Below are 21,005 nucleotides of genomic sequence, written 5' to 3'. Positions count from 1 at the left end.
GAAGTCTGCAACGGATGCGGTGCGCAACGCGCACCGCAGTGTGGACCGCCGGACCTGATCGTCCGGCGGCGGGCGGCAATCAGCCCTTGTTGATGCGGCGACGTGCGCTCAGCGTGATCAGCCCGAGGCCGCCCAGCATCAGGGCCCAGGTTTCCGGTTCCGGCACCGGTGCCGCGACCAGCTGGTCCAGCTGGAAGGCTTCGGTCTGCGAGTGGGTGTCGGTGCCGAAGGTGATGCGGAAGCTGTTGACCGGCACGGTGACGCCCAGCGCCGCGAGATTCCACGTGAAGGTGGCGTGGTTCGGGTTGTTCGGGTCGGACGCCACGACCTGACCGGTGAAGAAGTCGGTGTAGCTGAGGTTTTCCGTCTCGATCAGCGACGCGGTCAGGAACTGCGTGCCGTTGTTGTAGCTCAGGCGGGGCGCGTAACCGGTATCGAACAGCCCGTCGACCCCATTGGCGCCGCGGCTGATGTTGATGTAGCTCTGGAACACGATGCTGGTCAGGCCGTCGGCGGCGTCGGCAACCGCCATTTCGAAGGTCGAGCCGGCACCGCTGAACTGGTACAGGCCGGCCGATGCCGGGTAGGCGCCACCCGACATCTTGCGGAAGATCGTGTCGCCGGCGCTGCCGTTGACGTTGGCAACCAGGCCCGCGGTCAGTTGTGCGGCTGTGATGCGGCCCGCCGTCAGGTTGTTGAAACCGTCGCTGGCGACCGAATCGGCGGGTGAGCTGAAGGATTCGTGCGCGGTGGCGGCGACTGCCTGACCGGCGAAGGCAAAGGACAGCACGGCGGCTGTGGTGAGGGCTGCGCTGGGCAGATGTGACGTGATCATGGTTGACCTCTCGAAGCGGGTTGAAGGCGTGGAGCCGGCGCGGTTGCGCGGCCATTGACAGGAAACGCGCCTGGTTGCGGCAGGGCAGTGAAGCGAACCGGCGATGCAGATCAGTGATGCGAACAGCGACATGTCAGCGTCTCCTGAAGAAGCCTGACTGGCTGGATCGCGTGAGCGGATCTGGCTGGCAGCCCCGGCCGCAGCGCGGGCGGGGGAAAAGTGGAAAGACAGCAGCGGTGGAAAAACAGCCGCGAAGAAAAAGCAACGGCCAGGATCAGGCAGCCGCGGGAAGGCAACAGCAGGCGGATCGGGGCAGGGCACCCGATCGACCGCTTAGCGTTGCGTGATCAGACGCGCAGGGCGTAGAACTCGACCACCTTCTGTGCTTCGAACGCAAAGGGTGTGGCATCGCCCGGTGGAAGATGGGCGAGGCGCAGGCTCAGCGTCGCCGCGTCGAAGACGAGCCAGTCAGCCCGCTCGAGCGACGGTGTCTGCAGCGCATCGACCACGCTCTGGACGGTGCGGCCCTTGTCGGTCAGCGTGATGGTGTCGCCGACACGCAGCCGGATCGACGGAATGTTCACCCGCCGACCGTTGAGCAGCACGTGCTTGTGGCGCACCAGCTGGCGGGCCGCCGGAATCGTCGGCGCCAGACCGCCGCGGAACACGATGCTGTCGATCCGTCGCTCCAGCAGTTCGACGAGCTTCTCGCCGGTCGGCAGCTTCGAGCGTTCGGCTTCGCGGAACACGCTGCGCAGCTGGGTTTCGTTGAGACCGTAGTTGTAGCGCAGCTTCTGCTTTTCCATCAGCTGGGCGCCGAATTCCGACTTGCGGCGGTTCGGGCGCGCGCCATGCTGGCCGGGCGGCGAGGTGCGGTTTTCGATGTGCTTCCGGGTCAGACCGGGCAGGTCGGTGCCCAGTGCGCGCAGCACGCGCAGGCGGGGGCCGGTGTAGCGGGACATCTTGGGGGTTCTCCGGATCAGTGAGCGGCGCGCAGGCCTGCATCGCCGACGGCATGCAGGCTCCAGCGGCCGATGAGCGCGTCGCACACCTCACGCATCAGCGGATCGGCGCGCTCGTCCTCGGCGACGACTTCGAGATGGCGGATCACCATCTGCGCAACTTCCGGGCACGGGCGTTCCGCAAACCGGGTCATGACGAACAGCGTGGCAGCCGCCAGCATGTTCGGACTGGCGTCGCCAGTGGGACTGTGTTCGGTCGTCATACCTGCATCCACCGGCGGTCTGGGCGTGCGGGGCACGGGGTGGCTGGCGGATGGCTGCCGGGGCAGCAGGCTGGCGCATGTCCCACTCAGTTATGAATAGGAATGATTCGCATTCAAACACGCGGGATTTGGCGTGTCAAGCGTCGCTGTGCGTGCAAGCGGTGAAGGAATGTGTCGGTAGACGGATGGTCGCGACGAAAAAAAACCGCCGGTCAGGGCGGTTTCTTCAGGAGCCGAGGCGCCTTACTTCGCGCTGGAAGGATCCGTCACGAAGCCGATGCGGGTCAGCCCGAGCCGTGCCGCCTCGCTCATGACGTGGGCCACCGAGCGGTAGGGTACGTTCTGGTCGGCACGCAGCTGGATCTCCGCGCTCTTGTCGCGCGCGGCCGCTTCCTGCAGTTTCACCTTCAGCGTTTCCTTGTCGATCTTCTCGCCCGACCAGAACAGCTGCTCGTCGGCGCCGATCGCGATCTGGATGTTCTCCGGCGGCAGTTCGTTGGCGGCGGTCGATTCTTTTGGCAGATCGACCTTCACCGCATGGGTCAAGAGCGGCGCTGTCACCATGAAGATGATCAGCAGCACCAGCATCACGTCGATCAACGGAATCATGTTGATTTCCGCCATCGGTCCGTCGTCGTCCTGTTCGAAGCTTGCGAAGGCCATCTGTCTGCTCCCGCTCAGTGCGCCGGACGCGCAGCGTCGCGGCCGTGCTCGACCAGTGACAGCACGCGGTCGCCGGTGGCTTTCGGGTCATTCGTGCCGACGTCCTTGATGCCGGTGGACAGCATGACGAACACGTCGTGCGCGAAGCTGTTCAGTTCGGCCATCACGTTGCGCGTCGAACGTGCAAAGAAGTTGAATGCCAGCGCCGCCGGGATGGCGGTGGCCAGACCGATGGCGGTCATGATCAGCGCCTCGCCGACCGGGCCCGCCACCTTGTCCAGCGTGCCCTGACCGGACATGCCGATCGCCAGCAGCGCGTGGTAGATGCCCCATACGGTGCCGAGCAGACCGATGAACGGCGCGCTGGACGCGACCGACGCAAGGAAGGTCTGGCCGTACTCCATGCGGCTGCGGTCGCGCTCGATCGAACGCTTCAGCGCACGGGTCAGGAATTCGTCGGCACTGCCGGTGGCGATCAGGCCGCGCGCGCCCGCCTTGCCATTGCGCAGCGTTTCGACGGCGCTGAAACCCTCATGCACCAGATGCGAGAACGGATCGGTGACGCCGTTGGACCGCATGTCGCGCGCCACGTCTTCCAGCGACGAGGCGTTCCAGAAGCGATCCATGAACTGGCTGCTGGCACTGCGCTGGCGCAGCGCAACGATGCCCTTGAGCACGATCAGGAACCAGGTGCCGATTGACGCGAGCGCCATCAGCACGACGATGGTGATTGCGACAGCATCCGCATTCGACAGGAAGTGCGCAAAACCCAGTGATTCATTCATCAAGACTCTCCATGTGAAGCCAGATCAAAGCCATAGTGCAAAAAAGGATCGCTGCGCAGTGTACGCCAGCAGTCACGCCGGTCAAATCATCGCGGCAGCCTGAAGCTGAGCGGGACCATGACCGACTCGGCGACCGCTTCGGTACCGCGCCGTGCCGGCACGAACTTCCAATTGCGCACGGCATCCAGCGCGGCCTCGTCGAGTCGGGGGAATCCGCTCGACTTTTCGATATCGACCTGGGACGGCATGCCGTTTGCCTCCACCATCACCCGCAGCATCACCCGACCTTCTTCGCCGGCACGGCGCGACAGCATCGGGTAGGCCGGTTTCGGGTTCGACAGGTAGGCGGCATCGAAGCGCGGCGGTTCCAGTGTTGGTGGCGGCGCGGCGACAGGAGCTGCCGTGACCGTGGCAGGCTCCGGCGCGGTTGCGGGGACGGCGTCGATCGCAACCGGCTCCGGCGGCGCAGGCTCCTGTACCGGCCTGCTTTCCGCGCTGGGTGCATCGGCAACCGCAGTCAGCTTCGGCAAGACGACTTCCTTGCGTCGGGGCACCGGTTTGGTGACCTGCTTCGGCAGCTCGGGCTCCACCTTCGGCTGCTCGCGCACCGGCTCGATGTCTGCCATCGGCAGCGGTTCGGGCGCAATCAGTGTGGCCAGCATGAGGGTGGCGGGCGCACTGGGCAGCGGCAGCTGGACATGCATCAGCCAGAACAGCGCAAGGCCATGCAGCAACAGTACCGTGCCGAGCGAAAAGATGCGCGCCGGCGCGCCTGCGTCGGGCAGACCGGTCCACCGGCCCGGTGGGCGCTCGGGCGGCGCCGGAAAGCGGAAGGCGGGCGGCAGATGAGGCGGCAGGGTTCCGGCTCCGCCCGCCAGCGCTGCGCTGCTCATCGCGCCCATACCGGTGACAACCGGTGGACGGGGTGCATCGACGGGTGGGCGGGAAACGTCACGGCAGGCAGTATGGGAAGGAACATCCGTGCTACTTCAACTTCGGGTGAGGGCCATGGTCGTGACGGTGAGGGGACGGCCGGCACCCGATTGCCGGTCCTGCCCCGACCGGCAGCTCAGCTGCCGATCTCTCCCATCGCGGCCTGCGTGTAATTCTGCAGTCCCATCTTGTCGATCAGGTCAATCTGGGTTTCCAGCCAGTCGATATGTTCTTCGGTGTCCGCCAGGATCGAACGGAACAGGTCGCGCGAGACATAGTCGCCCGCGGATTCGCAGCAGGCGATCGCTTCCTTCAGCGTCGTATGCGAGATGTGCTCGATCTTCAGGTCACAGCCGAGCATTTCCGGCACGTTCTCGCCGATCAGCAGCTTGTGCAGGTCCTGCAGGTTGGGCAGGCCTTCGAGCAGCAGGATGCGTTCGATCAACGCGTCCGCATGCTTCATCTCCTCGATCGACTCGTGGTGCTCATGGTCGCCGAGCTGCTTCAGGCCCCAGCTCTTGTACATCTTCGCGTGCAGGAAATACTGGTTGATCGCCGTCAGTTCATTCACCAGCTGCTTGTTCAGATACTGCAGAACCTTCTTGTCGCCCTTCATGTGCCGTCTCCTGTTCAGGCGGTGTCACTGGCGTGACGCCTGATCGCATTCTAGGCCACACGAACGCTTGTGTTGCACAGCATCAATTTCAGGCGGCGCAACCGGACGCCAGCGGCGCATGCACGACGAGTGCCCGCAGATCAGCCCGGGCAGCGTCGATCACTTCCTTTGCGGCGCGCACGCACTTGCCGCAATCCCGGCAGCAGCCGAGCTGTCCGGCGACGTCACGCACGTTGCGGCAACCGGTGCTGACCGCAGCCTTGATATCCCGGTCGGTGACCGGTTCGCACAGACAGATGTACATGGCGACTCTATTTGGTGAGTATCAATTTGCCATTGCGCGTGAGGCGCAATGAGTAAAGTTCGCCACCGTGATTGATGGCGACCTGTTTGCGGCCCCCCAGCAACTGCGCCGAATCAAGCGTCGGCGACGGAGTGGGTGACGCAGCGGGAGCGTTGGCGGGTGTCTGCGGCAGCAGCGGTGCAGGCGTATTCATTTGCCAACAAACAAATAGTAATGAGAATGGTTCGTATTAATACAGAAGGCCGAGCCGCTGTCAAGTGTTCGCTGCGCGGGTTGTCGACACCAGCGGCCAGGGGGTTCGTACGGCATGCTGGTCTCCGCGGGCTGACTTTGCGGCAGCGTGACGTCACAGCGTCAGCGTCGCACCCTACAATCGCCAGATGAACACACCTTCACGCGACGAACAGGACACGCAAGCGCCGTCCTGCCCGGTACGTCAGCCCGACTTCCTGCGGTCGCAACGTCAAGCTGAAAAGGCGGTCGGCCATGTGCTGTGGCTGAGTGCGATCGCCATGCTGACGGAAATCGTCGCCGGCCATCTGACGGGATCGATGGCGCTGCTGGCCGACGGTTGGCACATGGCGACACACGTGGCAGCAATGGGCATCAGCGCATTTGCGTACGTGTATATGCGCAGGCATGCCGGGCAGGCGCATTACAGCTTCGGCCCGGGCAAGGTGTCCTATCTGGCGGCCTATTCGTCCAGCCTGCTGCTCGCAGGCGTCGCGCTGGCCATGCTGTACGAGGCGGCGTCGCGTCTGCAGGCGCCGCAAGACATCCATTACGACGAAGCGCTCGCGGTCGCTGTGCTGGGGTTGATCGTCAATCTGCTCAGCGCCTGGCTGTTGCACGGTCACGAGCATGACCACGACGGCGACGAGCACGCGCACGAACATGCGAACGGGCACGCCGACCAGAATCTGCGTGCCGCCTATGTTCACGTGCTGGCCGACGCGATCACATCAGTCGCCGCCATCGTGGCGCTGATCGCCGGCAAGTGGGCCGGCATTGCCTGGCTCGACCCGGTCATGGCGGCGCTCGGCGGCGTGCTCATCCTGCGCTGGGCCTGGCGACTGGCCGGCGACAGTGCCGGTGTGCTGCTCGACCGTCAGATCGACAGCCATTTGCTGCACGACATCCACGACTGCCTTGCAAGGCACGGCGTTCGCGCGCTCGACCTGCACCTGTGGCTGCTTGCCCCCGGGCGCCATGCGCTGCTGCTCACGCTCGCTGCCGCGCCGGGCCTGGATGCCGATCGTCTGCGCGAGGAACTGGGCAGCATGGCGACGCTGGCCCATGTGACACTGGACATCGTGTCGCGGGACACATCTTCTGTTGCGCCGCAACAATCGCTATAATCGCGGGCTTTTCAAAAGGAGCGAGACATGGGTCTGGAACGAGTTCCGTCGGGCAAGGATCTGCCCAACGATTTCAACGTGGTCATCGAAATCCCGATGCATTCGGACCCGGTCAAGTACGAAGTGGACAAGGAGTCGGGTGCCGTCTTCGTTGATCGCTTCATGTCGACCGCGATGCACTACCCGTGCAATTACGGCTACATCCCGCACACCATCGCCGGTGACGGCGACCCGGTCGATGTGCTCGTGCTGGCGCAGTTCGCGCTGCCGCCGGGCGTGGTGGTGCGCTGCCGTCCGATCGGCATGCTGAAAATGGTCGACGAAGCGGGTGAAGATGCCAAGCTGCTGGCCGTGCCGGTGGACAAGCTCACGCCGATGTACCGCTCGGTACAGAGCCCGCGTGACCTGCCGCAGATCCTGCTGGACCAGATTTCCCACTTCTTCGAGCACTACAAGGATCTGGAACCTGGCAAGTTCGTCAAGGTTCAGGGCTGGGGCGACATCGAAGACGCCAAGCGCGAAATCATGTCGGGCGTCGAGGCCTACCAGAAAGCCGCCGACAAGCCGGCGTTCTGAGCTTCAGGCGCTCGCTCATGGACTGATGACATCAAGCGCGCCCGGTCCGCGATTTGATGTCGTCAGCGCCTGAACCGCCCGCCGGTAAGGCGTGCGCTCTTCCAGTTCGTCGATGTGCATCGCCATGCCGGCGCGTTCCCGCTCGAGATAGCGCGCCACGGCGTCGGCAAAATCGGCATCGCGCAGCCAGTGCGCCGACCAGGTCGTTTCCGGCACGAAACCACGCGCCATCTTGTGTTCGCCCTGGGCGCCGCCTTCGAACACCTCGAGCTTGCGCTCGATCGCATATTCGATGCCTTGGTGGTAGCAGGCCTCGAAGTGCAGGCAGGGCAGATGTTCGAGCTCGCCCCAGTAACGCCCGTACAGCCGCCGGTCGTCGCGCAGGTTCAGTGCGCAGGCGATGTCGTGCCCGCCTGCAGTGGCCACGACCAGCATCAGCGCGTGCGGCACACGTTCGCGCAGCAGTTCGAAAAAGCGGAAGTTCAGATACGGGCGCTGACCGCGCACGCGATAGGTATTGCTGTAGCACTTGAAGAACAGTGCGAGCTCGGCGTCGCGGATGTCCGATCCGTCGATGCGCCGCAGCGATACGCCTGCATCGGCCACACGGCGCCGCTCCTGACGGATCTTCTTCCGCTTGTCGCGCGCCAGCGATGACAGGAAGGTTTCGTAGCTGTCGTAGCCCGCGTTGGTCCAGTGGAACTGCACCGACTGACGCAGCAGCAGCGACGGGTGCTGCAGCGCGGCGAGCGAGTCGGCATCCGGAAACAGCAGGTGGGCGGACGACACGCCGCTGTCACGCGCATGGTCCAGCCAGGCGTCGAGCAGCGCGGTGCGCGCCGCCGTGTCGCGTGCCAGCAGCCTGGGGCCCGGCACCGGCGTGAATGGAATGGCACTGAGCAGCTTCGGGTAGTAGGGGCGCCCGGTCCGTTCAAGCGCCTCGGCCCATGACCAGTCGAACACGTACTCGCCATAGCTGTGCAGCTTGCGGTAACCGGGCAGGGCCGCGATCAGCTGCCCGCCCTGGTGGACGGACAGGTGGTCCGGCTGCCAGCCGGATTCTTCGGTGACGCAGCCCGAACTTTCGAAGGCGTCCAGCAGCGCGTGCGACAGCGTGGCGTGGCCGCCGGTCAGCGCGTCCCACTGGGCCGCGTCGAGATCGGCGATCGCACCATGGTGCTCGACGCGGCGTTCCGGTCCGCTCACTCAGTCGTACTTGATGTACTTGAAGCGCGGGTCGTCCGGCGTGCCGGCCAGGGCAGAGCCTTCAGCCAGCGCCGGCTGCCACATGACGACCTCTTCGATCTTCTTCGCCAGCTGGAAGTCGCGCTCGGTCACGCCCTTGGCTTCGTGGTTCATCAGCTTGACGATCACGAAGGCGTAGGACACCGCGAGATCCGGGTGGTGGAAGGCCGCTTCGGCCAGATGACCGACCGTGTTCACGACCATCAGCGTGCCCTTCCAGCCGCTGGTCTTGTACTTGCGGCGTATCCAGCCGTCCTCGTAGTACCACTTCGGCAGCTCGCCCTTCAGGCGCGCGTCGATTTCATCCGGTGTGAAGGCCTCGTTCGGCCCGGCGGTTCTCCAGTTGGACATTTTCTGTTCTCCTTGCGTTTGTCGTCGTATGGAAGTCGAGCACGTCAGTAAATGGTTCGCAAGCCTGGGGCTGCAAACAGTGAGGAAATGTTTCTTTCCGTCTCGCCGTGCCGCCGTCCGAAGGCAGCCACCCGCGCTGAGGCATTATCGGGTGCGCCGGTTTTCACGCCTCGTAAAACTGCTCTAAGGTTGATGCCTGGACGGTCGGCACTCCATCACATGCGGGCCGGGATATTGCTTTACAGCATTCGGGGCCATCAATAGCCTTGGGTGACAAGAACATATTTGCTTACGCATGGCTTGGCAGCATACGAGAATGACAGACTTCGAACCCATACGCAGCAAGGACCGCTTTCTCGTGTTTGGCGCGCCTGCCATCGAGGATGCGGAGATCGCGGCTGTGGTCGCGACGATGCAGAGCGGCTGGCTGGGTACCGGTCCGCAGACGGCACGTTTCGAACAGGCTATTGCACTTTATAAGGGCAGTCCGCACGCAGTTGCACTCAATTCGTGCACGGCCGCACTCCACCTGTCGCTGCTTGCCTCCGGAGTTCAGCCTGGCGACGAAGTCATCACGACTCCGATGACCTTCTGCGCGACCGTGAACGCGATCATTCATGCGGGCGCCACGCCGGTACTTGCAGATATTGATCCTGTGTCGCTCAACATAGACCCGCAAGCGGTCGAGGCAGCGATCACGCCTCGCACCAGTGCGCTCGTGCCGGTCCATTTCGCTGGTCGTCCGTGTCGTATGGATCAATTGTCTGGGCTGGCGGAAAAGCACGGCCTGAAGATGATCGAGGACTGCGCACACGCAATCGAAACGACTTTCCAGGGCCGGCCGGCGGGTACCTTCGGCGATTTCGGTTGTTTGAGCTTCTACGTCACGAAAAACATCGTGACGGGCGAGGGCGGCATGGTGCTGGCACGCAACGAGGCGGACGCTGCGCGCATCAAGGTGCTCGGCCTGCATGGCATGAGCAAGGATGCGTGGAAACGCTTCGGCGACGAGGGCTACAAGCACTATCAGGTGGTCGAGGCCGGCTTCAAGTACAACATGACCGACATGCAGGCGGCCATCGGCCTGCACCAGCTCGATCGCATCGAGCGCTATCTGGCGCGACGAGCCGAGATCTGGGCGCAGTACGACGCTGCGTTCGCAGACTTGCCGCTTGGCCTGCCGGCAGCGCCGGAACCCGACACGCGGCACGCGATGCACCTCTACACGGTGATGGTCGATGACGAACGCACGGGCGGTCTGAGCCGCGATGCCTTCCTTGATGCCATGACCCGACACAACATCGGGGTCGGCGTGCACTACCTGAGCATTCCCGAACACCCCTACTACCAGGAGCGCTTCGGCTGGACGCCGGATCAATATCCGAATGCGGCGCGTGTCGGTCGCCAGATCGTGAGCCTGCCCATATCAGCCAAGTTGACGGACTGCGATATTGCCGACGTGATCCGCGCAGTTCGACAAACCCTCAAGGCCTGACAGGAGACGCCAGTGAGTGATGCCCAGCCCATATCTGCCGGAGCCGGTTTCGACCTGTCTCGAATCTGTGGTGTGATCGGCGGTTACGGGAGCATGATCGCCGGAGATGCATCGCTGGCGCCCGAGGTCACGACTGACGAATACGCCGCGGACCAGGAGGCGGTCAACGTCCGGAAGACCGTCGACTACCTGCAGCCCATCGTGCAGTCGCGCGGTGCGCGGACACTGCTCGATGTCGGTTGTGGTGTCGGTGCAATGGTGAAGACCTTTCTCGATCTTGGCTACGACGCCTACGGCGTCGATCTGCCCGATCTGCATCGCCATTGGGCGCGTCTGGACCTGCCTTACGAGCGCATGTGTGTAGTGGATCCGGCCACGTTCCGGCTGCCCTTTGCCGACAACTCGATTGATTTTGCCTACACGCTGGGAGTGATCGAGCACGTCGGTACGTCCAACGGCCATTCCGACCGCCTGCCCGACTATCGCGCCTTGCGTCGAGCATGGTTGCGAGAGGTTTTCCGCGTCGTACGCCCGGGAGGTGCCGCGTTGATCGGTGGGCCGAACAGGCGTTTCCCGGTCGATGTCGCACATGATCTGGACAGCCGTGCTTCGGCACTTGAAAAATGGCTGTCGGCACGTTTGCACGTCTCGGTGCACAAGACTTGGGGCGAAAACTTCCTTTGGGCCTATGAGGATATCGATTGCTACCTCGATGGCCTGCCGTATTCGGTCGAGCCGCAGTCGATTTCGGGCTTTCTGTCCTGCGGACGGGTGCCGGCAGTCCTGCGTCCGCTGGTGCAGGGCTATATCGGACACATTCCGGCGCGAGCACTCGGAACCGGCCTGAATCCGTGGGTGATGGCACTGGTCACCAAGAAGTCCGGAGTGAGTGTCTGATGGCTGAACACAGCAAGATTCCACGATTGGCCGGGGCGCGACCGTGACCAGCCTGCCGAGGCCGGTGACATCCCGCCATCAGGGATGGGTGCATACGCACAGTGCCACCATGGTGGACCTGTTCCGCGTAATCGATGCGTCATGGATTGTCGGCGGGCTCTGGATGGTGCTCTACCACGCCGGCGTCCAGTGGAACGGGCTGCATACCGTTGCTTCGCTTCTTGCCGTCGCGCTGTTCACCATTTTTGCCGGCATCTGGCCGTTGTATCGTTCATGGCGCGTATCGCCGCTGCGTGGCGAACTCGGGCGTGCCGGCGTGTGCTGGGCAGCGTCGATCGGCATCGTCAGCCTCGCCAGTTATGTGCTTGCTTCCGGCCCGCTGGACGGCGGGGTACTGGTCATTCCGCAATGGGCCGGCTTCACTGCCTTCGGTATGCTGGCGACGCGGGGCACGGTTCGCGTCGGCCTGCGCATGGTGCGTCTGCGCGGTGGAAATTTTCGCGTCGCGGCGATCGCCGGTGCCAACGACACGGCCACCCGCATCGCCCACGTCATCGAACACACGTCATGGATGGGGCTGAGGCTCGGCGGATTTTACGATGACCGGATTGCGGCCGAAGGCGATCGCCGCTCCGCTTCGCTGCGGCTGCATGGCAACTTCGAAGAACTGGTGACGCGGGCGCGCGCCGGCGAACTGGACATCATCTACATCACGCTGCCGCTGCGCTCCGAACTGCGCATCCGCGATCTGCTTGATCAGTTGCATGACAGTACGGTCACCGTTTACTACGTCCCGGATTTCTCCGCCCTAGGCCTGCTGCGCCCGCGTATGGAAAACCTCAGCGGACTGCCCATGATCGGTCTGATCGACACGCCGCATCACGGTATCGACGCGGCTTCCAAGCGGGTGTTCGACCTCGTCGTCGGCAGCATCATCCTGACCGGCATCGCGTTGCCCATGCTCGTCATTGCCATCGCGATCAAGCTCACGTCGTCCGGGCCGGTCATTTTCCGGCAGAAGCGATATGGCCTTGGCGGACGGGAGTTCGAAATCTGGAAATTCCGTTCCATGACCGTCTGCGAGGACGGTGCAAACCGCTTTACCCAGGCGCGCAAAGGCGATGCACGAGTCACCCTGCTTGGGGCCTTTCTGCGTCGTACGTCACTGGACGAACTGCCGCAGTTCATCAATGTGCTGCAGGGCACGATGTCAATCGTCGGTCCGCGACCGCATCCGGTCGCGCTGAACGAGTGCCAGCGAAAGCTCATCGATGGCTACATGTTGCGGCACAAGGTCAAGCCGGGCATCACCGGCTGGGCGCAGATCAACGGCTATCGCGGCGAGACCGACACGCCGGAAAAGATGGAGGGGCGGATCCGCTATGACCTCGACTACATCAACAACTGGTCGTTGAAGCTGGACACACGAATTCTTCTGGCCACTTTCACCAAGGCGTTCAACGATCCGAACGCCTATTAGGCGGATTTCCGCATTCCGGGAGGCGCTGCCAGAGTGGGGCGCGTTCATCAAACAAAGAGGACACAACAGTGAGCAAGCGCAAGGTTGTCATGGTGACCGGCGGGTCGGGGTTTCTCGGTTCCCATCTGTGCGAGCGGCTGCTGGCGGACGGCAACAACGTGGTGTGCGTCGACAATTTCTTCACCGGCGCGAAGGAAAACGTCGAGCATCTGCTGCCCAACCCGCGCTTCGAACTGTTGCGTCACGACATTACCTTTCCGCTCTACATCGAGGTCGATGAAATATACAACCTGGCCTGTCCGGCTTCGCCGGTGAGCTATCAGTTCGATCCGGTGCAGACTGTGAAGACCAATGTGCACGGTGCGATCAACATGCTCGGGCTGGCGCGCCGTACGAAGGCTAAGATCTTTCAGGCATCGACCAGCGAGGTGTATGGCGACCCGGAAGTCCATCCGCAACAAGAGGCTTACTGGGGGCGCGTGAACCCGATCGGACCGCGTGCCTGTTACGACGAGGGCAAGCGCTGCGCCGAAACGCTGTTCTTCGACTATCACCGCCAGCACGGTCTGCGCATCAAGGTCGGGCGCATTTTCAATACTTATGGCTCCCGCATGCAGCAGGACGATGGCCGCGTGGTGTCGAATTTCATCGTTCAGGCGCTGCGCAATGAAACCATCACCGTCTACGGCGACGGCTCTCAGACGCGCTCGTTCTGCCACGTGAGCGACATGGTCGAAGCATTCGTGCGCATGATGGCCACCGGTGACGAAGTGTCCGGACCGATCAACCTGGGTAACCCGACAGAGCAGACCGTGCTTGAACTGGCGCAACAGGTCATCGACATGACAGGTTCCTCTTCCACGATCGAATTTCTTCCCTTGCCTGTCAATGATCCGGTCAGGCGGCGCCCCGACATCACGATCGCGCAGCGCACTCTTGACTGGACGCCCAAGGTGACCATAAGTCAGGGATTAAGCGACACGATCGCCTATTTCGAGCGCACGCTGCGTACCACCAGCGCCTGAACGAAACCTGTCCGTGCGGTGCCGGTAGCGGTCGGGCCGATGTCGCAGGCAGCAGATCAGCCATGAGAAATCCAATCGCAGCGCAACTGGCCGTAAATGTGCTTGCCCAGGGTATCGCCAGGGTTCTGTCGATATTCGCCAATCTGGTGTTGTTGCTGGTGGTCGCACGGCAGATGGGGGCGAGCTTCTTTGGCGAGTTCAGCTATGTGCTCGCCTTCGTCACCATAGGGGTGGCCCTCGCCGACATGGGGACGACGGCATTCCTTGCACGGTTGCTTTCGCTGCACTCGGGTGCTGAGCGCGCCAGGCAACTGGGCAACTTCATGCTGATGCGTGGCGCGTTGCTGATGGTGGTGATGCTGGTCGGGGTCATCGTGGCGATCGTGCGACCGAATGGCGTTCAGGTTGCCTTGCTGGTCGCCACTGCAGGCCTGCCGGTGCTGGCGTCACGCTTTTTCGAGCCCATTTACCAAGTGTACGAGCGGCCATGGCTTTCGCTCTGGTCGAACGCGGTGTTCGGTATCGCACAGCTGGCGTTGGCTGGAGTGGTAATGCTACGGCCCGACATCAGCGTCGCGATGCTGACGGCCGGTTTCGTGCTGAGCAATCTGGTCTATGCAGTGGTGGCATTCGTACTGATGCTCCGGCTGGTCAAGCCTGATCTGAGACCGGACATCGGTGTGCTGCGATCGCTTCTGGTGGTGGCCGCCCCGCTTGGCGTGAGCGCGCTGTTCACGTCGGTCATTTCGCGCGCCGACGTGTTCATGCTCGAACACTTCCTCGGGCCGGGTGCGGTCGGACAGTACAGCGCGGCCTACCGCATCCTTGATGTGGCGATCTTTGCTGCCATCACCGTGGTGACGCCACTCATTCCCATTCTGACGGTCGAGATCGCGCGCGACCGCGCTGCGTCGATCGAACGCTGCAAGGTGATCATCCAGGCTGCACTGGTGTGCGCGCTGCCTGTTGCCGTGGTGGCGCCGTACGCAGCCGAACCGGTGATCGCGCTGATACTGGGCGCGGAATATCTGCCCGCGGTCGCGCCGCTGTTGATCCTGGTCTGGAGCTTCGTGCTCATCGTCGTCACGCTGATCGGATCCAGCATCAATCTCGCGATCGGCGAGGTGGCGCACGGCTACTGGAACGCCGCGCTGGCGGCGGCGGTGAACATCGCACTCAATCTGTGGCTGATTCCGCGCTACGGCACGACCGGCGCAGCAATTGCCGCAGTATGCGGACAATTGTCGATGATGGCGGTGTCGCAGTACTACATGCTGACACGCTTCGGCAACCTCTATCCCTTGCGACCCATGGTCAGCATCGCGGCTGCCTCGCTGGCGCTGGCGCTGGTGCTCTTTGCAGCAGTGCCGTTGATCGGATGGCTGCCCGCCGTGGTGATCGCGCTCGTCGCCTACGCTGCGCTGGTGCTGTTTTTCGAGCTGCTTCCGGTGGCTGGCCTGCGCGGCCTGCTGGAAGCCCGGCGACTCAGGCGCCAGGCTGCATCGACCTGAACAGCGCTTCGTACTGGTCGGTGATGCGGTCCCACGAATAGCGCCCGGCGACCCGTTCCAGGGCTCGCCCGCGCATCGCCTCGACTTCCGACTGATCGGCGTCCAGCCGACGGATGACGGCTGCCAGACTTTCGACGTCGTCGGCGTCGGAAAAACTTAGCCCGGCATCACCGATCACCTCCATGTTCGCCGGCGTGTCGCGCACCACCACGCAGTTGCCGAAGGCCATCTGGTCGAGCAGTACCGGCCGCGTGCCGTCGATGCCGGCCGGCAGCACGTAGTAGCTGCAGTGACTGCTGATCTGGCGGTAGTCGTCGCCGAACAGGTAGCCGGTCATGATGCAGTTGCCTGACGCCGCGCAGGCGGCCTGCACTTCGCGCTTGTAGTCGTCGACATAAGGCGCGTCCCCGACCAGCACCAGCTTGCGGCGACTGCCCGAACGGCGGTGCGCCTCGACCAGGATGTGGGCCCGGTTCTCCGGCGTCATGCGGCTCACGAACAGGAGGTAGTCGCCGGCGGTCAGGCCGAATCGCGCGAGCACGTCGCTGGCGTAGTGCCGCTCGCTGCGCGGCTGCGGATTCGCGCCGTACGGGATGTACAGCGTGTCGCGGCCGAACAGCTCCCGATAGCGCCGCTCGATCACCGTCGAGTCGGCAATCACGACGTCAGCCGATTTTGCAGCGATGCGCTCGGTCCACTGCAGGTAGCGCTTCGCGAATCCGGTCCATTTGTCGCGCGCGAAATCTGCGCCATCGACGTTCAGGATGACCTTCTTGCCGAACAGGTGGGCCAGCCACACCAAAGGGCTGTTGCCGACGATGACCAGATAGAACACGTCGTTGCCGGACCACAGCGCATGCAGCATCGACAGGAAGCTGTGGGTGAGCGTGTCCAGATGTTTGGACGGGATGGACGGCAAAGTGACGATGCGTACGCCCTTGTAGTCGGGCAGGTGAGTCTTGAAGTGGTGGCGGCGGTTGTAGACGGTGACCACGTGTCCGCGCGCGGCAAGCCGCACCGCCAGCTGTTCGTAGAAGGTTTCGAAGCCGCTGTAGGTGGCCGGAATGCCGCGGCTGCCCATCAGGGCGATACGCAGCGGCTGGTGGGCCACGGGCTTGTCGGTCATGCAGTTCATGGGCTGTCCGGGCGTTTCAGGGCAAACATGTGACGGGCATAGGCGCGCATTTCGGCCCCGCGCGAGCCGGAATCGCCGCGCAAGGCATAGAGCAGGGCGCGCAGGCCGAAGCCGGCGGCGAGCGCGTAGCGGAACAGCGTCCAGTGCCGGCCGTCGTGATGGTCATGGAACATGCGGGCCATGCCGTCTATCCAGCGCGTCGGCGGCAGGCCCGTGTTCTTCTGGGTACCGCCCTGGTGATGGACGATGGTGATGTCGGGCAGGTAGGCCACACGCTCGCCGAGGCGGTTGAAGCGGCAGCCCCATTCGATGTCTTCGCCGTACATGAAATAGGACTCGTCCAGTCCGCCGGCTCTCGCCACGGCGGACTTGCGGACCAGGGTGCAGGCACCGCATACCCAACCTACCGCTTCGAATGGCGGGCGGGCGCAGCCGTCCTGCAGGAACAGGCCACGGAAGCGTCGTGGCGACAGGCGCGTGAGCAAGGTCGCGTGAGCGAGCACAGCCGCGACGCTGGGCAGGTGCCCGCCGTCACCGACCTGATGGCTGCGGTCGGCGAAGACGAGGCGTACGCCGCTCATCGCGATGTCCGGATGGTCCGTCATGCGTTGCACCATGCGCTGCAGCGTGTCGGCTTCGATCAGTTCGGTGTCCGGGTTGAGCAGGCAGACCAGTTCGTGACGGGCCGCCGCGATGCCCTGGTTGCTGGCGCGCGCGAAGCCGGTGTTCTCGCCGTTGGCGATCAGTCGTGCAGCCGGCCAGGTCTTTGCCACGTGTGCAGCGGTGCCGTCGGCAGAGGCGTTATCGACGACGATCACCTCGTACTCGACAACGCCGGCATGCTGCTGCAGCGAACGCATGCAGGCATCGACCAGCGCGGCGCAGTTCCAGGTCACGATGACCACGCTGACGGCGGGAAGATGTTCACTCACCGCCGTGGCCTGACCGGATAACGCATGGCGAGAGCCCCGACCACGCCCATCGAAGTGAAAATGAGGAACGACACGGTCAGCGACACGCGGAAGCCGGGGTCGACCATGCCGTGCATCAGATGCGCCAGCAGGCCGGCCGCGATGCCCACCATGATGGCGCGCGGCACCGGCGGCGCGTGCGGTGCATGTCGCCAGCCTACCCAGATCGTGACGAAGAAGGGCGCCAGATAGGCGAGCAGGCCGAGCGTGCCGGTTTCGGTCCAGATCCACAGATGCAGGTTGTGCACCACGTGTCGGTAGCCGCGGAAGATGCGCGAGTAGCCTGTCTTGTCGTAACGCTTGAAGTTCTCGGCGAAGTTGTTGAGGCCGACGCCGACCACCGGGAACTGTTCGATGATGGACCAGGCGGCGCGGTTCAACGGCATGCGCGAGCCGGCGCTCTTGTAGTCGGTGTGCGTGAAGCGCTTCTCGATCGTCGGATAGGCAAAGTAGAGCGCGACCAGCAGGCCGCAGCCCAGCAGGAAGGCGGTCGCGGCCGCCTTGACGCGGACGATGCGGTGACCATAGGTCATCAGGAAAACGATGCCGAGCGATATCGGGAGCGTCAACCAGCTGCCGCGCGAGAGCGTGGTCAGGATGCCGCCGATGCCGGCGACGAACACCAGGCCGAACCACAGCCGGCGATGCACCGGCTGTCGTGCCAGCGCCAGTGCCAGCATGACAGGCAGCAGGATTTCGAAGAAATAGCTGAGCACGTTCGGGTGACCCACCGTGCCGGTTGCACGGTTCACCACATGGCCGATGTCCTGCTGGACCAGAGCCTCCTCGCCGAAGATGCCGAGACCAAGCGAGCGCCTGAGTCCATACTGTGCAGCAGCCAGACAAGCCTGTATGAATACCTGTACCGACAGGATGGTGATCCACAGGCGCAGCAGGCGCTCGCTCTGCAGGCTCATCAGCGCGAACATCGCTGCCACCATGCACAGCAGGCGAAACCACTCCAGCCACACCAGGCTGGCGTCGCTTGCATTGACGAGCGAGAACAGCGGCACGACAAGCAGCGAGGCGCCCGTCCATGCAATCGGCTTGTGCAGCGTGAGCACCACAGGTTGCAGGCCGACTGTCATGCGGTAGATCCATAGTACGTAGAACGCCATCAGCATGAGCAACGTCAGATTGACGGTGATGCTGGGCGCGCCGCCCACATGCGGTCGGTAGAACAGGTTGAAGTCGAGGTTGAGCGGAATCGTGAACGCCAGTCCAGCGACGGCGAGCGTTGCCAGCAACTGCGGATCGCGGAACCACAGCAGGATCGGGGCCGCGAGGATGCCGAACAGCACGACGGCGATCACCTTGTTGCTCGATCCGCCGAGCTTGGCGGCAAGGGCTGCAGCAAGCAGGCCGAGCAGGGCAGCGATCGCCAGTTCGATCAGGCGCCGCCGAGGAAGCGGTGCGCTGTCGGTCAGCCAGGAGGTATCGACGCTCGGGCGCATTCGCCGCTCAGAGCAGTCGGTAGAGCCAGCCCGGCACGTAGTGTCGCTTCTTGTTGAGGACCGCGCCAGCGATGCGCAGGCCTGCAGCCTCGATTCGCTGACGTGCTTCGCGGGCAACGGGCCAGCGAGTTTCCTCAGCCTCCAGCACCAGCAGCACGCCGTCGGCGGCGCGCGCAAGCATCAGCGCGTCGGGGTGTGCGAGCAGCGGAGGCAGGTCGATCAGTGTGCGCATGGCGGCCGGATGCGGGGCGTCGGCCAGCCGTTGCGCACCCTCGCGCATCACGGCCAGCGGGTCTTCGCAGCGGCCGCGCGGCATCAGGCGTACGCCGTCCGGGCCTCTGACGAATGCATCGTTGAACGAGACCCTGCCAGCGGCAAAGGCGCTGAAACCCGCCTCCTCGGACTGACCGACTGACAGTCCGGGCGAGCGGAAGTTGGCGTCGATGAGAGACACCTGTTCGCCGTTGCGAGCCGCAAGCATCAGTGCGAGGTTGAGCGCGACCGTGGTGGTGCCGGCACCAGCGTTGCATGCGCAGACAGCAAGAGTACGCGGTGCATCATCGACCAGCAGGTCGGGGAAGATGCGTGACTGCAGCAGCTGCTCGCGCACCGCTCCGGGCAGGCGGAAATCGGTGACGCTGTCGGTGAGGTTCATCTACGGCTCCCGGCATCGTGGTGGGGCACCGTCAGCATCAGGTCGGCACCGAGTATGCGCCGCACGTCGTCGGCACTGCGGAAGGTGTCGTCGAAGTACTCGCTGATCGCGGAGTAGCCCACACCGAGGAACAGACCGACCAGCAGGGCGATGCCGAGGATGAGAAGACGGCGCGGGGCAGCGGGTTCGACCGGCGGTCGCGCATCGCTGATGACGCGTACGCCGGAGATCTTCTCCGCGTTAAGTTCGTCGGAAATACGAAGTTCCTCTGCCTTCTTGCGATAGGCGAGATAGCTTTGCTCGTTCAACATCTGCGCGCGCGTGAGCTCTGCGAGCTGCAGGCCGTATGCGTTGTATTCGGTCAGGCGCTGGTGGAGCGTGTCGAGCTTCTTCTGCAGCGAGGCCATCTGCTGGCCGATTGCCTCACTGTTCAGACGGAAGAAGGTGATCAGACTCTCCGCCTTCTGCAGGCGCAGCGATGCGACGCGCTCGCGCAGTTGTGCAAGCTCGCGCGATTCCTTCGAGTGCGTCGTTGCAAGCAGCGAGCGCTGGGCGACCAGTTCGTAGTACTGCTTGTCCAGTGACGAAAGGTCGAGCGTGGTCCGCTGCACGAAGTCCGGTGTCTGTATCCATTCTTCACCCGTCCTGCGCGCCCGCTGCACGCCATCCAGCAGGGCCACGTACTCCTCGTGCTGCAACGTGGACTCACGCAGGCGCGATTCCAGTTCGGTGATGTCCTTGAGCAGCAGTTCCTTCTGCAGGTCGAGATTGCCGATGCCGTGTTCGGTGCGGAAGGCGGTCAGCGTACTTTCCGCCTCGTCGAGGGCACGGCGCTTCTGCGCGATCTGCTGAATGTAGAAATCCTCGGAGGTCGAGTTCTGGTGGACACGAATGTGCTGAGCGACGAACTCGCTGGTGTAGGTATTCAATGCCAGCGCCGCAAACTGCGGATCGGGCCAGCCGAAGCTCACTTTCAGGATGTCCGTGTCCTCGATCGCTTCAACTGCCAAGGAAGCGCGAAGCGCGCGTACCATCATTTCCTCGTCGCTGAGGCGCGTCTTCAGACCGAACCAGAACAGAGGCTCGTAGAGCACCTTCTTGATCGATGTCACCAGTTCCTTTGCTTCGTATTTCAGGCGCTTGAGCCATCCTTCCGGGCGAGGCTCCGGCTGCAGATAAGGGCGCAGCTTCTCGAACACGCGATAAGAAAGCGTCTCGTCGTTCAGCAACTCGATTCCGTTGTGGATGTCCTGACCACGTTCCTGAAAAAGGATGTTGTAGCTGTCCTTGGCGTAGGGCTCAAGGCCGGACAACTTCTCCTTGCCGACGCGGATGAGTACCCGGGATTCGGCGACGTAGATCGAATGCTCGAAGGCCAGATAGATGGATGTGGCGACAAAGGCAGTGAATACCGCGACAAGGATGCGCCACTTGTCACGGAACAATATGTAGAGCAGGTCCCTCAGCGAGACTCGACCGATCTGTCTCACG

General features: G+C 63.5%; 23 protein-coding genes. 7 read left to right on the top strand and 16 right to left on the bottom strand.

From position 1 onward, the window contains the following. Positions 1-79: 79 nt before the first annotated feature. From NMQ16_RS02015 to hemP, 9 genes are all read right to left on the bottom strand, one after another. Positions 80-835 carry a PEPxxWA-CTERM sorting domain-containing protein gene (locus tag NMQ16_RS02015; RefSeq protein WP_257078805.1) on the bottom strand — a complete coding sequence of 252 codons (756 nt, stop codon included), beginning with the start codon at positions 833-835 and terminating at the stop codon, positions 80-82. A 347-nt stretch (positions 836-1,182) separates the two neighbouring features. Next, positions 1,183-1,797: a 30S ribosomal protein S4 gene (gene rpsD / locus NMQ16_RS02010; RefSeq protein WP_257078804.1), complete on the bottom strand. Its 615-nt coding sequence runs from the start codon at positions 1,795-1,797 to the stop codon at positions 1,183-1,185. Between the two features lie 17 nt (positions 1,798-1,814). Further along, entirely contained in the window at positions 1,815-2,060 is a 246-nt protein-coding gene (locus NMQ16_RS02005) for a hypothetical protein (RefSeq protein ID WP_257078803.1), read from the bottom strand. A 243-nt stretch (positions 2,061-2,303) separates the two neighbouring features. Then, positions 2,304-2,723: a biopolymer transporter ExbD gene (locus NMQ16_RS02000; RefSeq protein ID WP_257078802.1), complete on the bottom strand. Its 420-nt coding sequence runs from the start codon at positions 2,721-2,723 to the stop codon at positions 2,304-2,306. A gap of 14 nt (positions 2,724-2,737) precedes the next feature. Next, positions 2,738-3,508, bottom strand: coding sequence for a MotA/TolQ/ExbB proton channel family protein (locus NMQ16_RS01995; RefSeq protein ID WP_069040107.1), 771 nt, complete (start codon positions 3,506-3,508; stop codon positions 2,738-2,740). Positions 3,509-3,594: 86 nt separating this feature from the next. Beyond that, a complete protein-coding gene (locus tag NMQ16_RS01990) occupies positions 3,595-4,401 on the bottom strand; it encodes an energy transducer TonB (RefSeq protein ID WP_257078801.1) in 807 nt (268 codons plus the stop codon). A gap of 176 nt (positions 4,402-4,577) precedes the next feature. Beyond that, a complete protein-coding gene (gene bfr, locus NMQ16_RS01985; RefSeq protein WP_257078800.1) occupies positions 4,578-5,057 on the bottom strand; it encodes a bacterioferritin in 480 nt (159 codons plus the stop codon). A gap of 88 nt (positions 5,058-5,145) precedes the next feature. Next, complete coding sequence (locus tag NMQ16_RS01980; protein WP_257078799.1) at positions 5,146-5,361, bottom strand: (2Fe-2S)-binding protein; 216 nt, start codon at positions 5,359-5,361, stop codon at positions 5,146-5,148. Positions 5,362-5,368: 7 nt separating this feature from the next. Then, positions 5,369-5,554, bottom strand: coding sequence for a hemin uptake protein HemP (gene hemP / locus NMQ16_RS01975; RefSeq protein WP_257078798.1), 186 nt, complete (start codon positions 5,552-5,554; stop codon positions 5,369-5,371). Positions 5,555-5,741: 187 nt separating this feature from the next. On the opposite strand from hemP, the gene dmeF reads away from it, so the two are divergent. Then, on the top strand, positions 5,742-6,719 hold the full coding sequence (gene dmeF / locus NMQ16_RS01970; protein WP_257078797.1) for a CDF family Co(II)/Ni(II) efflux transporter DmeF: 978 nt from the start codon (positions 5,742-5,744) through the stop codon (positions 6,717-6,719). Between the two features lie 27 nt (positions 6,720-6,746). Further along, positions 6,747-7,295 carry an inorganic diphosphatase gene (gene ppa, locus NMQ16_RS01965; protein WP_069040112.1) on the top strand — a complete coding sequence of 183 codons (549 nt, stop codon included), beginning with the start codon at positions 6,747-6,749 and terminating at the stop codon, positions 7,293-7,295. A gap of 15 nt (positions 7,296-7,310) precedes the next feature. On the opposite strand, the gene NMQ16_RS01960 is transcribed toward ppa, so the two are convergent. Together NMQ16_RS01960 and NMQ16_RS01955 are read right to left on the bottom strand one after the other, a co-directional pair. Continuing rightward, complete coding sequence (locus NMQ16_RS01960; RefSeq protein WP_257078796.1) at positions 7,311-8,501, bottom strand: GNAT family N-acetyltransferase; 1,191 nt, start codon at positions 8,499-8,501, stop codon at positions 7,311-7,313. Then, positions 8,502-8,891, bottom strand: coding sequence for a 4a-hydroxytetrahydrobiopterin dehydratase (locus tag NMQ16_RS01955; protein WP_257078795.1), 390 nt, complete (start codon positions 8,889-8,891; stop codon positions 8,502-8,504). A gap of 316 nt (positions 8,892-9,207) precedes the next feature. Here NMQ16_RS01955 and NMQ16_RS01950 point away from each other — a divergent pair, with 316 nt between their 5' ends. From NMQ16_RS01950 to NMQ16_RS01930, 5 genes are all read left to right on the top strand, one after another. Continuing rightward, positions 9,208-10,386 (top strand): DegT/DnrJ/EryC1/StrS aminotransferase family protein, encoded by a 1,179-nt coding sequence (locus NMQ16_RS01950; RefSeq protein WP_257078794.1) that lies wholly within the window; start codon positions 9,208-9,210, stop codon positions 10,384-10,386. A gap of 93 nt (positions 10,387-10,479) precedes the next feature. Beyond that, positions 10,480-11,283: a class I SAM-dependent methyltransferase gene (locus NMQ16_RS01945; protein ID WP_257078793.1), complete on the top strand. Its 804-nt coding sequence runs from the start codon at positions 10,480-10,482 to the stop codon at positions 11,281-11,283. Positions 11,284-11,392: 109 nt separating this feature from the next. Continuing rightward, a complete protein-coding gene (locus NMQ16_RS01940) occupies positions 11,393-12,763 on the top strand; it encodes an undecaprenyl-phosphate glucose phosphotransferase (protein ID WP_257078792.1) in 1,371 nt (456 codons plus the stop codon). Positions 12,764-12,852: 89 nt separating this feature from the next. Then, on the top strand, positions 12,853-13,788 hold the full coding sequence (locus tag NMQ16_RS01935; RefSeq protein ID WP_257078915.1) for a UDP-glucuronic acid decarboxylase family protein: 936 nt from the start codon (positions 12,853-12,855) through the stop codon (positions 13,786-13,788). 62 nt (positions 13,789-13,850) lie between these two features. Further along, positions 13,851-15,299, top strand: a complete 1,449-nt coding sequence (locus NMQ16_RS01930) for a flippase (RefSeq protein ID WP_257078791.1) — start codon at positions 13,851-13,853, stop codon at positions 15,297-15,299. On the opposite strand, the gene NMQ16_RS01925 is transcribed toward NMQ16_RS01930, so the two are convergent. From NMQ16_RS01925 to NMQ16_RS19315, 5 genes are read right to left on the bottom strand one after another with little or no spacing between them, the layout of a single operon-like run. Then, complete coding sequence (locus NMQ16_RS01925; protein ID WP_257078790.1) at positions 15,274-16,434, bottom strand: glycosyltransferase; 1,161 nt, start codon at positions 16,432-16,434, stop codon at positions 15,274-15,276. The genes NMQ16_RS01930 and NMQ16_RS01925 overlap by 26 nt on opposite strands. Beyond that, a complete protein-coding gene (locus NMQ16_RS01920; protein ID WP_257078789.1) occupies positions 16,431-17,366 on the bottom strand; it encodes a glycosyltransferase family 2 protein in 936 nt (311 codons plus the stop codon). Before NMQ16_RS01920 ends, NMQ16_RS01925 begins: the two co-directional genes overlap by 4 nt. Next, on the bottom strand, positions 17,363-18,859 hold the full coding sequence (locus NMQ16_RS01915) for an O-antigen ligase (protein ID WP_257078788.1): 1,497 nt from the start codon (positions 18,857-18,859) through the stop codon (positions 17,363-17,365). The genes NMQ16_RS01920 and NMQ16_RS01915 overlap by 4 nt, the downstream gene beginning before the upstream one ends. A gap of 7 nt (positions 18,860-18,866) precedes the next feature. Beyond that, positions 18,867-19,514 (bottom strand): hypothetical protein, encoded by a 648-nt coding sequence (locus NMQ16_RS01910; protein ID WP_257078787.1) that lies wholly within the window; start codon positions 19,512-19,514, stop codon positions 18,867-18,869. Beyond that, positions 19,511-21,004 (bottom strand): GumC family protein, encoded by a 1,494-nt coding sequence (locus tag NMQ16_RS19315; protein ID WP_257078786.1) that lies wholly within the window; start codon positions 21,002-21,004, stop codon positions 19,511-19,513. Before NMQ16_RS19315 ends, NMQ16_RS01910 begins: the two co-directional genes overlap by 4 nt. Position 21,005: the final 1 nt, after the last annotated feature.

The organism is Methyloversatilis sp. XJ19-49, from assembly GCF_024580145.1.
GTDB lineage: Bacteria > Pseudomonadota > Gammaproteobacteria > Burkholderiales > Rhodocyclaceae > Methyloversatilis.
This window is presented reverse-complemented; position numbering and strand designations above follow the sequence as displayed.